The following is a 12,479-nucleotide window of genomic DNA, read 5'->3' as shown; positions in this document are numbered from 1 at the left end:
GCTTTGTCGATGTGGTGATCGCCTGCCGCGACGCGGATCAGGTGGGCGCGGTGCAGCACATCGGTGTGCGTCAGCCCCGCAGGCGGTTCAAACCGATAGCTGGCCAGTTCAATCAGCATCCCGCAAGGATCCCGAAAATAGATGCTGTCCATAAACCCACGGTCCTTGGGGCCGGAATTGGGAATGCCGCGTTCTTTCAGGCGGTTTACCAGTTGATCGAACGTGACTTTTGAAACGTTGAACGCCAGATGGTGCAGGTATCCTTGTCCCTGATCTACGACCTTGCGTTCGGGCTTACGGTCTTCGGATGTGAACACCGTGATCAGTCGCCCGTCGCCGGGATCGAAATACAGATGCCCCTGCGACGGATCATCCAGGTTGGGCTGATCAAAGACAAAAGGCATGCCCAACACACCTTCCCAGAAATCAATGGTAGATTGCCGGTCGGCGCCGGTGATCGTGATGTGGTGAACCCCTTGGGTCTGAAGCTTGCGCATTGTCATTCTCCCTTGTTGCAAAATATCTAATATCTCTTTGCCAAAGTAGAAAGGGCAGCCTATGCGGGCTGCCCTGTGCAAAAATGCAGATGTTGTCGCGGTTCAGGACGCGCGCGACTGCCGCTTGCGTTCATGCGGGTCAAGGAACCGTTTGCGCAGGCGGATCGCGTTTGGTGTGACTTCGACCAGTTCGTCATCGTCGATATAGGCGATGGCCTGTTCCAGCGACATGGTGACCGGTGTGGTCAGGCGCACGGCCTCATCCGTGCCGGAAGCGCGCACGTTGGTCAGCTGCTTGCCCTTCAGCGGGTTCACCTCAAGGTCGTTGTCGCGGCTGTGTTCGCCGATGATCATGCCCTGATACACGGCTTCCTGTGCGCCGATAAAGAATTTGCCGCGGTCTTCCAGTTTCCACAGGGCATAGGCGACCGAGGTGCCGTTTTCCATGGAAATCAACACGCCCTGACGGCGACCTTCGATCTTGCCTTTGTAAGGGGCCCAGCCGTGAAACAGCCGGTTCAGAATGCCGGAACCGCGTGTATCGGTCAGAAACTCACCATGATACCCGATCAGGCCGCGCGACGGGACATGCGCGATGATGCGGGTCTTGCCTGCACCGGCGGGCTTCATTTCGACCAATTCACCCTTGCGCGGGCCGGTCAGTTTTTCGACGACCGCGCCGGTGTATTCGTCATCCACGTCAATCGTGGCTTCTTCGATGGGTTCCATGCGGACGCCATCGACGACCTTGTAAATCACCTGCGGGCGGGAAATCGACAGCTCGAACCCTTCGCGGCGCATGTTTTCGATCAACACACCCATCTGCAATTCGCCGCGGCCCGACACCTCGAATGCGTCGCCTGTCGGCGTATCGTTCACCTTGATCGCGACGTTGACTTCGGCTTCTTTCATCAGACGGTCGCGGATCACGCGGCTTTGCACCTTTTTGCCATCGCGGCCGGCAAGGGGGCTATCGTTGATGCCAAAGGTCACGGTGATGGTGGGCGGATCGATCGGTTGCGCAGGAATGGCGGTATCGACGGACAGATCGCAAATTGTATCGGCCACGGTCGCCTTGGTCATACCGGCCAGTGTCACGATATCGCCTGCCTCGGCCGCATCAATCGGTTGTTGGCCAAGCCCGCGAAAAGCGAGGATTTTGGACACCCGAAACTGTTCGATCTTGTCGCCATTACGCGATAGCGCCTTGACAGTTTCGCCTGCGCGCAGAGTGCCTGCTTCGACCCGGCCCGTCAGGATGCGCCCGATGAACGGGTCAGCCGACAATGTGGTCGCCAGCATCTGAAACGGTTCATCCCGGCGACTGATTTGTGCGGGCATTGGCACATGCTTCAGCACCAGATCAAAAAGCGCCGACATGTCCTTGCGCGGGCCATCAAGTTCGGCGTCGCACCAGCCGTTGATGCCGCTGGCGTATAGCACGGGGAAATCAAGCTGGTCGTTGTTCGCTTCCAACGCCGCGAACAGATCAAACACCAGATCAAGCGCCTGATCGGGTTCGGCGGCGGGTTTGTCTACCTTGTTCAGCACCACGATCGGGTTCAGCCCCAGCGCCAGCGCCTTGGAGGTCACGAATTTGGTCTGCGGCATCGGTCCTTCGGCGGCATCCACCAACAGAACAACGCCATCAACCATCGACAGGATTCGTTCCACCTCGCCACCGAAATCGGCGTGGCCGGGGGTGTCAACGATATTGATCCGGGTGCCTTTCCATTCGACGGACGTGCATTTCGCCAGAATCGTGATGCCGCGTTCGCGTTCGATGTCATTGCTGTCCATCGCGCGTTCGGTGGTTGTTTCGTTTTCGCGGTAAACGCCGGATTGTTTCAAAAGTTCATCGACAAGGGTTGTCTTGCCGTGGTCAACGTGCGCGATAATCGCGATATTGCGGATGTCCATTGGTCTGCCTTATGGGAAAGTTAGACGCGCGATACCGTGCAATCGCAGCAAAAGCCAGCCCTTAAACGCGGAAACAGCGCGTCAATGCGTTGCCGTATTCGAAAAAAGCTGAATAACAACGATCCCCGCGATGATCATTCCCATGCCCAGCACGGCGGCCAGATCGAGCTTTTGCCCGAATACGGTAAAGCCAATCAGCGCGATCAGCACGATCCCAACCCCCGACCATAGCGCATAAAGTATCCCCACAGGGATCACCTTGAGCGCCAGCGCCAACAGATAGAACGATGCCGCATAGGTCACAACGCACAAGACAGAGGGCCAGAACCGTGTGAATTGCGCGCTGGCTTGCAGGGCGGTGGTGCCAATCGTTTCAGTGATGATGGCAAGCATCAGGTAAAGGTATTGGGGCGGCATTTGAATTTCCTGTTGCAGGGGGGGCGTTTTGAAATTGTCGGGTGACAGCCTGCGATCTGTCTGAAAACGACTTCACTTTCTACCGCAACCCGATGGTTTGCCCCCCGGTCCGAAGGCACCTTGCGACATTTAGCAGAGGACGGGGATTCGCGCAAATGCGCGCCGGCCGCGATACCCCAGACTAGCGCGGGGTATAACGGTCGGGCCGGTGGTTGACCGCGATGACCAGATTGGTGGCAACGGCCCCCGCCAGTGACAGCAGGATCGGGGCACCCCCGATTACGAACAGCGCGATGCTGAACAGCACCACATCAAAGACCAGCTGCGTCCAACCCGCGCGAAACCCTGTTTTGTCCTGTAGATACAGCGCCAGCACGCCGATGCCGCCCAGCGACCCGCCATGGCGGAACAAGACAAGCAGGCCGATCCCGATCATTGCGCCCGCCATCACGGCCCCAACCAAGGGTTGCAATCTGTCAAAACGGATCAGGTCCGGCAAGAACAGGCTGACCAGTGACACCATCCCCACCGCGATAAAGCTTTTGAGGGTAAAAATTGCGCCCTTGCGCGTCCAGGCCAAAACGTAGAACGGTAGATTGATGACAAAGAAAACCGCCCCAAAGTTCCATCCGGTCACATAGGATACCAGAACCGCCAGCCCGGCGGTTTGCCCGGTGATCAGCCCCAGATGGCCCAGCATCAGCAACCCAAACCCGCAAAGCGCGGTTGAGAGCACAAAGGCTTGCGCATCTTCGGATAAGGGGTGCGTTTTTTCTGCCATGTGTCTGCCCAATCAAAACGGGCCGCCCTGTGACGGACGGCCCTTTACACTGCAAAAGCAGTATCTTACATCGCGGCGTTCAGGTTTTCATCGATCTTTTCAAGGAAACCTTCGGTGGTCAGCCATTTCTGGTCGGGTCCGACCAGAAGCGCCAGATCCTTGGTCATGAAACCGCTTTCCACGGTATCGACTACAACCTTTTCCAGCGTTTCGGCGAATTTCATCAATTCGGTGTTGCTGTCCAGCTTGGCGCGGTGCTTGATCCCGCCGGTCCACGCAAAGATCGACGCGATCGAATTGGTCGATGTTGCCTGTCCCGCCTGATGCTGGCGATAGTGGCGGGTGACCGTGCCATGGGCGGCTTCGGCTTCCACGATCTTGCCATCGGGAGTCATCAACTGGCTGGTCATCAAACCTAATGAGCCAAAGCCCTGCGCGACGGTGTCGGACTGCACGTCGCCGTCATAGTTTTTGCAGGCCCAGACATAACCGCCCGACCATTTCATCGCTGATGCGACCATATCGTCGATCAGACGGTGTTCATAGGTCAAACCGGCCGCATCGAACTGGTCCTTGAATTCCGCGTCAAAGATGCGCTGGAAGATCAGCAGGAACTGGCCGTCGTACTGTTTCAGGATCGTATTTTTGGTGGACAGGTAAACGGGGTAATTCCGCTTGAGGCCATAGTTGAAAGACGCGCGGGCGAAATCCTCGATTGATTTGTCCAGGTTGTACATCGACATGAACACGCCCGATGATGGCGCATCGAACACTTCTTCTTCCATGACGGTGCCGTCTTCGCCGACGAATTTCATCGTCAGCTTGCCGGGTCCGGGGAACTTCATGTCGGTGGCACGATACTGGTCACCAAAGGCGTGGCGCCCGATCACGATGGGCTGGGTCCAGCCGGGCACAAGGCGCGGTACGTTCTTGCAGATGATCGGTTCGCGGAACACGACACCGCCCAGAATGTTGCGGATCGTGCCGTTGGGGCTGCGCCACATCTTTTTCAGGCCAAATTCCTCGACCCGTGCCTCATCCGGGGTGATGGTGGCGCATTTCACGCCAACGCCGATTTCCTTGATCTTTTCGGCGGCATCAATCGTGATCTGGTCGTTGGTTTCATCGCGTGTTTCGATGCCGAGATCGTAATACAGCAGATCAATATCCAGATAAGGCAGGATCAGTTTCTTTTTGATGAAATCCCAGATAATCCGGGTCATTTCGTCGCCGTCAAGTTCGACGATGGGGTTCTCTACCTTGATCTTGGACATGTGTCTCTCCGATGTGGTGCCAGTGTCTGCGCCGCCATAGCGCAAATTTGCAGCAACGGAAAGACTGTATGCACTTGTATACCGCAATTTCCATACGGGGGGTGGTATGGTAGGCCCGGCAGGACTTGAACCCGCAACCAAAGCGTTATGAGCGCTCTGCTCTAACCAATTGAGCTACAGGCCCCCTGTGACAGGCTTTAACAGACCGGACCAAGCCGTCAAGTTGGCCGGGGAAAAAGACTTGTGAAATTCAACCGCCCATTAACATTGATGCGCTGGATGATCGCGGTTTTGCGGAATGTCGGCAAAATGAAGCGGCGGCGCAGGCCATATATGGAAAACCAAACGCCGTCCGCCCCAAAACCAGCAAGACCGAAAGAACATGAGGAGGGCGCTTTCATCGCTTCCCTTCAATTCGCCTATAAGTCTTAACAAAGGGTGAATGATCCGTTGAAAAAAAGACATTGCGGTGGTTCATGCCGTTGCGCAGCCCTTTGGCATCCGTTATCGCAAAGTCAACTGACAGACGGGGTGTCATTATGACGAAGAACGGGCTGACCTATGCGGATGCGGGTGTCGATATTGACGCGGGCAATATGCTTGTGGAACGGATCAAACCTGCCGCCAAACGCACCGCGCGTCCGGGTGTCATGGCGGGCTTGGGCGGGTTCGGCGCGCTGTTCGATCTGAAAGGCGCGGGATACAGCGATCCGATTCTTGTGGCCGCGACCGATGGCGTTGGCACCAAACTGCGCATCGCGATCGACACCGGCAACGTCGATACGATCGGGATCGACCTTGTGGCGATGTGCGTCAACGATCTGGTGTGCCAAGGGGCAGAGCCGCTGTTTTTTCTGGATTATTTCGCCACCGGAAAGCTGGAGCTGGATCAGGCCACGCGCATCATCGAAGGGATCGCTGCAGGATGTGCGGCGTCTGGTTGCGCCCTGATCGGCGGTGAAACGGCTGAAATGCCCGGCATGTATCATGATGGCGACTTTGACCTTGCGGGTTTTGCCGTGGGGGCGATGGAACGTGGCACTGATCTGCCTGCGGGGGTTGCTGTGGGCGATGTGCTGTTGGGGCTGGCATCGGATGGGGTGCATTCGAATGGCTATTCTCTGGTGCGCCGTGTGGTTGGCCTGTCGGGGCTGGGATGGGGTGATGCGGCCCCGTTTGCCGATGACAGCCTGGGTGCGGCACTGCTGACGCCGACGCGGCTTTATGTCAAACCGGGCTTGGCGGCTGTGCGGGGAGGGGGCGTGCATGCGCTGGCCCATATCACCGGCGGCGGGCTGACGGAAAACCTGCCGCGTGTCTTGCCTGAAGGGATGGGTGCGCAGATTGATCTGGGCGCGTGGGATTTGCCGCCCGTCTTTCGCTGGCTGGCAGAAACGGGCGGTATGGCGCAGGCGGAATTACTGAAAACCTTCAACGCAGGTATCGGCATGGTGCTGGCGGTGGATGCAGGGCAGGCTGGCGATCTGACCGCGCTGCTGACGGACGCAGGCGAAACCGTGCACGACCTTGGCCGTGTCACGATGGGCGATGGCGTGTCCTACACAGGGCAATTGCTGTGACCAAACGCGTCGCCATCCTGATTTCGGGCGGCGGGTCGAATATGGTGGCCTTGGTCAAATCCATGACCGGTGATCACCCCGCCCGCTGCGTGCTGGTGGTGTCGAATGATCCGGCTGCGGGTGGGCTGGACAGGGCGCAGGCGCTGGGTGTGGCCACGGCGGCGGTCGATCACAAACCATTCGGGCGCGACCGCGCCGGGTTCGAGGGCGCATTGCAAAAGGTGCTGGCGGATGCGCGCCCCGATATCATCTGCCTTGCCGGCTTCATGCGTATCCTGACGCCGGAATTCACCGCGCAATGGGCGGGCCGGATGCTGAACATCCACCCTTCGCTGTTGCCGAAATACAAGGGCCTGCACACCCACGCCCGGGCGTTGGAAGCGGGCGACCGTGAACATGGCTGCACGGTGCATGAGGTGACAGCCGAACTGGATGGCGGGCCGATCCTGGGGCAGGCCCGTTTGACCATTGGCCCGACCGACACAGCCGAGACCTTGGCCGCCCGGCTTTTGCCGCTGGAACATGCGCTCTACCCTGCGGTGCTGCGCCGCTATGCCGTCGGGGATCGCAGCTTGATCACACTGCCCGCGAAAGAAACGGCCCCCGACTTTCCATTGCAGGATTGATCGCTTAACACAGGGTCAGCAATGAATGACGGACCAAGCATGAACAAGATCACGACCACCCAAGAATTGGCTGTTTTTTGCGCCGAGGCATCAAAACGTGCTTATGTGACAGTCGATACAGAGTTTTTACGCGAACGCACCTATTATTCCAAACTTTGCCTTGTGCAACTGGCCTATCAAGATGATGCGGGCGCCGATGCGGTTCTGGTGGACCCATTGGCCGAAGGGCTGTCACTGGACCCGCTTTATGCGCTGTTTCGCAACACCGATGTCGTCAAGGTATTCCATGCCGCGCGGCAGGATCTTGAGATTTTCTGCGTCGAGGCTGGGGTCATTCCCGAGCCGCTGTTTGACACGCAGGTCGCCGCGATGGTCTGCGGATTTGGCGAACAGGTGGGCTATGAAACCCTTGTTCGCAAGATCGCCAAGGCCGATCTGGATAAATCGTCGCGCTTTACCGATTGGACCCGCCGCCCGCTGACAGATGCACAACTGACCTATGCCATCGCCGATGTGACCTATCTGCGTGATATTTACGAATATCTTGCCGACAGGTTGGAAAAATCGGGCCGCAAGAAATGGGTGGCCGAGGAAATGGCCGTTCTGAAAGATCCTGCCACCTATGCCGCAAACCCCGATGAAGCATGGCAGCGGGTCAAGACACGCACGCAATCGGGCCGTTTTCTGGCTATCGTGCGTGAACTGGCGCGGTTTCGTGAAATCTATGCGCGCGATAACAACATCCCCCGGTCGCGCGTGTTCAAGGATGACGCACTGGTCGAACTTGCATCGACCAAGCCGCAGAATGAACAGGATCTGGGCCGGTCACGGCTGTTGCTGCGTGAAGCCCGCAGGGGTGATATTGCCCAAGGCATTCTGGCCAGTATCAAGGCCGGGTTGGAAACCCCCACCACGGATCTGCCCAAACCCGATAAATCGCGCGTGGCCATGCAGGTCAACCCTGCACTGGCCGATATGCTGCGCGTGCTGTTGAAGGCCAAGACCGACAACGAAGGCGTGGCGCAAAAGTTGGTGGCGTCGTCGGCCGATCTGGATGCGCTGGCGGCAGGCGAGCGCGACGTGCCTGCAATGACAGGCTGGCGGCGCGAGGTGTTCGGCAATGATGCGCTGCAGCTTTGCGATGGCAAGGTCGGGTTGGCGGTGAAAGGCCAAAGGGTGGTGACTGTCCCGCTTTGATCTGGACGACTGCGCCTGGGGCACCTAGATAAAGGGGCGTAATCAAAAGGCGGAAAAATGGCAAACCCAGATTTCGAAGATCTCGTTGAAACCTTTGAATTTCTTGATGATTGGGAAGACCGCTATCGCCATGTGATCGACATGGGCCGCGCGATGGACCCGCTCGAGAATGCGTTGCGTGTGCCTGCGACCAAGGTTGACGGCTGTGCCAGTCAGGTTTGGCTGGTGCCGCAGGTCAAGAATGGCATATTCACCTTTCGCGGCGCCAGCGATGCGATGATCGTAAATGGCCTGATTGCGGTGCTGCGCGCGCTGTATGACAATCAGCCGGTTGCCGAGATTGGCAAGATCGATGCGCCCGCTGAACTGGGCCGTCTGGGCCTGAACGATCATCTGTCTGCGCAACGCTCCAACGGGCTGCGGGCCATGGTCGAACGGATCAGGCAGACAGCCGCTGCGGCCTAAAGTTCTGCCAGTGCTGTTTGCAAGTCGCCATAACCTGTAAACCGCCGTTCGAACCTCAGCCCCAGCCGCGTGGCGCAGTTCTGCGCCTTGGCCGTCAGCGCCGGATCATCGGTTTGCGCCTGATAAACCAGTTTTTCGTAATTCCCGAAATATATGTCGCGCAGGTCAGGGTGACGGTCCAGCCCCAGCGGTTCCCACACAAAGGCGTCGAACTGGCGCACCAGAAAATCCGTCAGGTAAAACGCCGTCATCTCATCGCGGGCGGCAAAGCTGTCCACCCCTTCAAAAAAAGCATAGCAATGTGGACCGGGCACCATAGCCACATCCAGTACCGCGCAGGCGGCCTGCAATTGCCCGCCCGTGCCGCAATCAGCGTAAACCACGAAAACGCGGTCATAATCCGCGCGATGTTTTTCCACTGCCGCCCGCACAGCCGGCACGATCCGTTCCGGGTGGTTATGCAGGATGGCAGGCAGGCATTGCAGGTCTAGATGATCCCATCTGTTCGCAGCCTTCAACGCCAGAATTTCCCGCGCCAGTGCCCCGCAGGCAATCAGCAGAACAGACCCATCGCCGCGAGGGGCCAACCCCTGTGTGGTCAATGCCGCATCGGACGTCACGACAAACGCACCGCAGTGCCACAGACGATGATTTCAGACACGCGGTGCATGATCGCACAGGTTTCAATGCGACAACTGACCACCGCGTTGACCCCCATGCGCCGGATGTCGTCGGACATGCAAATCAGGAAATCAGTTTTTGAAACGGTCATAATGATCGTCGTCCTTGTTGCCAAGCCGCTCTGCGATCAGGCGCCAAGCCACATAAGCAACAAGCGCCACAATTCCGGTTACGCCCAGCCCAACCAACGGGAGGATTTCTGTGTCCGCAAAAAACGCGGTGAAAAGCCACACAGTGACCGCAGCAGCGGCCACAACACACACAATGATCAAACTCAGTCGATTAAACGGCATCACCCACTCCTTTGTGTCAGATATGAGGGGGCGGGGCAGAAATAAAAAGGGGTCAGGCTTGCGCCGCCCCCTGATTATGCTTGCGCGCCACCAGTGCCTTGGCGGTTTCGACTGCGACAGCGGCATCGCGGCAATAGGCATCAGCCCCGATCGCCCGTCCAAATTCTTCGTTCAGGGGGGCGCCGCCAACAAGGACGATATAATCGTCGCGCACGCCTTTTTCGACGAGGGTGTCAATGACGACCTTCATATAAGGCATCGTCGTGGTCAGCAGGGCCGACATGCCCAGAATATCAGGTTGTTCGGATTCCAGAGCGTCGAGATAGGATTCGACTGCATTATTGATTCCAAGGTCGACCACCTCGAAGCCGGCCCCTTCCATCATCATCGAAACAAGGTTCTTGCCGATGTCGTGGATATCGCCCTTGACGGTGCCAATGACCATCTTGCCCATGCGCGGCGCGCCCGTTGCAATCAGCAATGGTTTCAGAATGGCCATGCCGCCTTTCATCGCGTTCGCAGCCAGCAACACCTCTGGGACAAACAGGATACCGTCTCGGAAATCGTTCCCGACAATGGTCATGCCACCCACAAGCGCTTCGGTCAGAACGCGGTAAGGCGCCCACCCGCGGGCAATCAGGATGTTCACACCTTCTTCGATCTCTTCCTTCATCCCGTCGTAAAGGTCGTCAAACATCTGCGCGACAAGTTCTTCGTCGTTTAGTTCGGACAGGATGATGTCATCTTCTTGGTCGGACATGGGGCACCTATTGAAAAATCTGCCCTTAACTAATGCGCCTTTGCGGGCTTGACCAGCCAGAGAATTGCGACATTCGCACCATCTTCACCGACCTTCGCTTGCGTGTGTTTCTTTTTTTTTGCCTGTCAATTAAGTGCCTAATCCGGAATCGTGCGAACGGGCGCTGCTGTTCTCTCGAACCGGGGTGCCTTGTTGCGGGTTGCGGACATTGAAACCAGCGCACAGAATGATCAACCGCACGATATCTGCAGAACTGGCATTTCTTTGTCCGGTCGGTCCTTTCCGGGGCGGCATAGATCTGTTTGTCAGACCCCGCAACACGTTGATCGTGCGCGGGGCCCTTCTCCTGTTACGGTCATCGACTCCTCAGCCTGTGCCGCATTCTCATGATGGCAGCCAGAGGTTAGAAAAAAGTGAATATCTTCTTTTGTTCAAAAATACCTCGGGGGAGTCCGCGGCACGCGGGCGGGGGCAGCGCCCCCTTTTTTGCCCGGCCTCAGGGTTTGCGGCGGCGGCCACGACGGGGTGTTGCCTCTGGTCCTGCACCATCCGTCCCGTCCGAAACCGAAGAAAACCCGCCCAATGCCGCTGTGATCGTTTCCAGCGTCGGGCGCGGGCCATTGGGCCGCGTTTCCAACGCGGCGCGCATCGCGCGCAAATGCTCGGGTGTGGTACCGCAGCAACCGCCGATAATGGTCGCCCCACAGGCGCGGGCCAGCACGGCATAATCGGCCATCAGCGCAGGGGTGCCGTCATAATGGATGTGGCCATCGTGGTATTTCGGAATGCCTGCGTTGCCTTTGGCGATGATCGGCAACGTGGGGCCTGCAGCCGCAAACCCCAGCACCGTGCGCAACAGGTCAGATGCACCCACGCCGCAATTTGCCCCAAAGGCGAGTGGTGCCGGGTCGAGCTTTCCAACCATCTTGACCATCTCGGCGCTGGTCAGTCCCATCATCGTGCGGCCTGCCGTGTCAAAACTCATCGTGCCACACCATGGCATTTCAGCCAGTGCAAAGGCTTCTGCTGCGGCGCGGAATTCTTCGGCGGCACTGATCGTTTCCACCCAAAGAACATCCGCGCCGCCTGCCTTCAGCCCTTCGGCCTGTTCGTGAAACATTTCGACGGCCCGCGTATGGGTCAGGCTGCCCATCGGGGCCATGATTTCGCCCGTCGGGCCGACGGACCCGGCAACCACGACAGTCCGCCCGGCGGCATCGGCCACGTCGCGGCCAATTTCCGCGGCGGCCTTGTTGAGCGCAAAGACCTGATCCGCGGCGCCATGCAGTTTTAGCCGTGACGCATTTGCGCCGAAACTGTTGGTCAGAAACAGGTCACTGCCCGCATCCACGGCGCCTTTGTAAAGCGTTGTGATTTTGGCGACTTCGCTAAAGTTCCACATTTCCGGGGCATCACCGGACATCAGGCCCATGTTGAAAAGGTTTGTGCCGGTCGCGCCATCGGCCAACAGCCAGTCGCGGGTTTCAAGCAACTTGGAAAGTGCATTGGTCATGATGTTGTCAGGCCCTTGAATTTAACGGGTGGTTGCATGAAATGATGAAAGATCAACTGCAAATGGCGCATGTCCCGGCCGCAACGATGCAACAGGATCTGATCTTGCGTGACAGGGGGTTGCAGGGCCTAGTTTTCGTCCAGCAGTTCGGCTTTGGCGCGCGCCATCAGCATTGTCATCTGTTCGCGGATCAAACGTTCTTCGGCCAGACTGCCCAGATCGGCGGCAAGCTTGCGATACACGTCTTCGTCGCCGGGCTCTTGCATGTCGGCCTTGATCACTTCGGCGGCATAGGTCGTTGCATCATCGCCTGTTTTCCCAAGCAGTTCTGCCGCCCAAAGGCCCAACAATTTATTGCGCCGTGCCTCAGCGCGAAACTGCATTTCAGCGTCATGGGCAAATTTCGTCTCAAAGGCGTTTTCGCGATCTTTGAATGTGTTCATCGGGCCGTCCTCGTGATTTGCAAAGCGTTGCC

15 protein-coding genes and 1 tRNA gene are annotated in these 12,479 nt (G+C 58.0%); 4 read left to right on the top strand and 12 right to left on the bottom strand.

Annotated features, from left to right (window positions below; genetic code table 11):
• The 6 genes from IBX59_RS10090 to IBX59_RS10065 all read right to left on the bottom strand — a co-directional run.
• Positions 1 to 497: VOC family protein (locus IBX59_RS10090; RefSeq protein WP_296375086.1), on the bottom strand; the 497-nt coding region annotated here is incomplete at its 3' end.
• Between the two features lie 102 nt (positions 498 to 599).
• Entirely contained in the window at positions 600 to 2,417 is a 1,818-nt protein-coding gene (gene typA, locus IBX59_RS10085; protein ID WP_296375084.1) for a translational GTPase TypA, read from the bottom strand.
• An 81-nt stretch (positions 2,418 to 2,498) separates the two neighbouring features.
• Positions 2,499 to 2,834: an SMR family transporter gene (locus IBX59_RS10080; protein WP_296375082.1), complete on the bottom strand. Its 336-nt coding sequence runs from the start codon at positions 2,832 to 2,834 to the stop codon at positions 2,499 to 2,501.
• Positions 2,835 to 3,015: 181 nt separating this feature from the next.
• Positions 3,016 to 3,615, bottom strand: coding sequence for a YitT family protein (locus IBX59_RS10075; protein ID WP_296375081.1), 600 nt, complete (start codon positions 3,613 to 3,615; stop codon positions 3,016 to 3,018).
• Between the two features lie 65 nt (positions 3,616 to 3,680).
• On the bottom strand, positions 3,681 to 4,889 hold the full coding sequence (locus tag IBX59_RS10070; protein WP_296375078.1) for an NADP-dependent isocitrate dehydrogenase: 1,209 nt from the start codon (positions 4,887 to 4,889) through the stop codon (positions 3,681 to 3,683).
• A gap of 107 nt (positions 4,890 to 4,996) precedes the next feature.
• A tRNA-Ile gene (locus IBX59_RS10065) sits at positions 4,997 to 5,073 on the bottom strand.
• A gap of 355 nt (positions 5,074 to 5,428) precedes the next feature.
• Here IBX59_RS10065 and purM point away from each other — a divergent pair.
• The 4 genes from purM to IBX59_RS10045 are packed head-to-tail and all read left to right on the top strand — an operon-like array spanning position 5,429 to position 8,757.
• A complete protein-coding gene (gene purM / locus IBX59_RS10060) occupies positions 5,429 to 6,469 on the top strand; it encodes a phosphoribosylformylglycinamidine cyclo-ligase (RefSeq protein WP_296375076.1) in 1,041 nt (346 codons plus the stop codon).
• Positions 6,466 to 7,095, top strand: coding sequence for a phosphoribosylglycinamide formyltransferase (gene purN, locus IBX59_RS10055; protein WP_296375073.1), 630 nt, complete (start codon positions 6,466 to 6,468; stop codon positions 7,093 to 7,095). Before purM ends, purN begins: the two co-directional genes overlap by 4 nt.
• A gap of 39 nt (positions 7,096 to 7,134) precedes the next feature.
• Positions 7,135 to 8,292 carry a ribonuclease D gene (gene rnd / locus IBX59_RS10050; protein WP_296375070.1) on the top strand — a complete coding sequence of 386 codons (1,158 nt, stop codon included), beginning with the start codon at positions 7,135 to 7,137 and terminating at the stop codon, positions 8,290 to 8,292.
• 57 nt (positions 8,293 to 8,349) lie between these two features.
• The gene (locus tag IBX59_RS10045) at positions 8,350 to 8,757 is read left to right on the top strand and encodes a SufE family protein (RefSeq protein ID WP_296375068.1); all 408 of its coding nucleotides are present in this window, start codon (positions 8,350 to 8,352) and stop codon (positions 8,755 to 8,757) included.
• On the opposite strand, the gene IBX59_RS10040 is transcribed toward IBX59_RS10045, so the two are convergent.
• From IBX59_RS10040 to IBX59_RS10015, 6 genes are all read right to left on the bottom strand, one after another.
• Positions 8,754 to 9,377, bottom strand: coding sequence for a DUF1638 domain-containing protein (locus tag IBX59_RS10040; RefSeq protein WP_296375066.1), 624 nt, complete (start codon positions 9,375 to 9,377; stop codon positions 8,754 to 8,756). The genes IBX59_RS10045 and IBX59_RS10040 overlap by 4 nt on opposite strands.
• A complete protein-coding gene (locus tag IBX59_RS10035; protein ID WP_296375064.1) occupies positions 9,374 to 9,529 on the bottom strand; it encodes a heavy metal-binding domain-containing protein in 156 nt (51 codons plus the stop codon). Before IBX59_RS10035 ends, IBX59_RS10040 begins: the two co-directional genes overlap by 4 nt.
• Positions 9,510 to 9,731, bottom strand: coding sequence for a hypothetical protein (locus IBX59_RS10030; protein WP_296375062.1), 222 nt, complete (start codon positions 9,729 to 9,731; stop codon positions 9,510 to 9,512). Before IBX59_RS10030 ends, IBX59_RS10035 begins: the two co-directional genes overlap by 20 nt.
• A gap of 52 nt (positions 9,732 to 9,783) precedes the next feature.
• Entirely contained in the window at positions 9,784 to 10,491 is a 708-nt protein-coding gene (locus tag IBX59_RS10025; protein WP_296375061.1) for a B12-binding domain-containing protein, read from the bottom strand.
• 496 nt (positions 10,492 to 10,987) lie between these two features.
• Positions 10,988 to 12,004: a betaine--homocysteine S-methyltransferase gene (bmt, locus tag IBX59_RS10020; RefSeq protein ID WP_296375059.1), complete on the bottom strand. Its 1,017-nt coding sequence runs from the start codon at positions 12,002 to 12,004 to the stop codon at positions 10,988 to 10,990.
• Between the two features lie 128 nt (positions 12,005 to 12,132).
• The gene (locus IBX59_RS10015; RefSeq protein ID WP_296375057.1) at positions 12,133 to 12,447 is read right to left on the bottom strand and encodes a DUF1476 domain-containing protein; all 315 of its coding nucleotides are present in this window, start codon (positions 12,445 to 12,447) and stop codon (positions 12,133 to 12,135) included.
• Positions 12,448 to 12,479 lie beyond the last annotated feature (32 nt).

The sequence above is a fragment of the Yoonia sp. genome (genome assembly GCF_014859355.1).
Taxonomy (GTDB): domain Bacteria; phylum Pseudomonadota; class Alphaproteobacteria; order Rhodobacterales; family Rhodobacteraceae; genus Yoonia.
Note: the sequence above shows the minus strand (reverse complement) of the source record. Positions and strands in the feature narration are given on the sequence as shown.

Bases quoted from the DNA above. Each gene is read 5' to 3' on its own strand.
- IBX59_RS10080 (WP_296375082.1), bottom strand. From the start codon at position 2,834: ATGCCGCCCCAATACCTTTACCTGATGCTTGCCATCATCACTGAAACG.
- IBX59_RS10045 (WP_296375068.1), top strand. From the start codon at position 8,350: ATGGCAAACCCAGATTTCGAAGATCTCGTTGAAACCTTTGAATTTCTT.
- IBX59_RS10030 (WP_296375062.1), bottom strand. From the start codon at position 9,731: ATGCCGTTTAATCGACTGAGTTTGATCATTGTGTGTGTTGTGGCCGCT.
- IBX59_RS10025 (WP_296375061.1), bottom strand. From the start codon at position 10,491: ATGTCCGACCAAGAAGATGACATCATCCTGTCCGAACTAAACGACGAA.
- IBX59_RS10035 (WP_296375064.1), bottom strand. From the start codon at position 9,529: ATGACCGTTTCAAAAACTGATTTCCTGATTTGCATGTCCGACGACATC.
- bmt (WP_296375059.1), bottom strand. From the start codon at position 12,004: ATGACCAATGCACTTTCCAAGTTGCTTGAAACCCGCGACTGGCTGTTG.
- IBX59_RS10015 (WP_296375057.1), bottom strand. From the start codon at position 12,447: ATGAACACATTCAAAGATCGCGAAAACGCCTTTGAGACGAAATTTGCC.
- purM (WP_296375076.1), top strand. From the start codon at position 5,429: ATGACGAAGAACGGGCTGACCTATGCGGATGCGGGTGTCGATATTGAC.
- IBX59_RS10075 (WP_296375081.1), bottom strand. From the start codon at position 3,615: ATGGCAGAAAAAACGCACCCCTTATCCGAAGATGCGCAAGCCTTTGTG.
- typA (WP_296375084.1), bottom strand. From the start codon at position 2,417: ATGGACATCCGCAATATCGCGATTATCGCGCACGTTGACCACGGCAAG.
- rnd (WP_296375070.1), top strand. From the start codon at position 7,135: ATGAACAAGATCACGACCACCCAAGAATTGGCTGTTTTTTGCGCCGAG.
- IBX59_RS10070 (WP_296375078.1), bottom strand. From the start codon at position 4,889: ATGTCCAAGATCAAGGTAGAGAACCCCATCGTCGAACTTGACGGCGAC.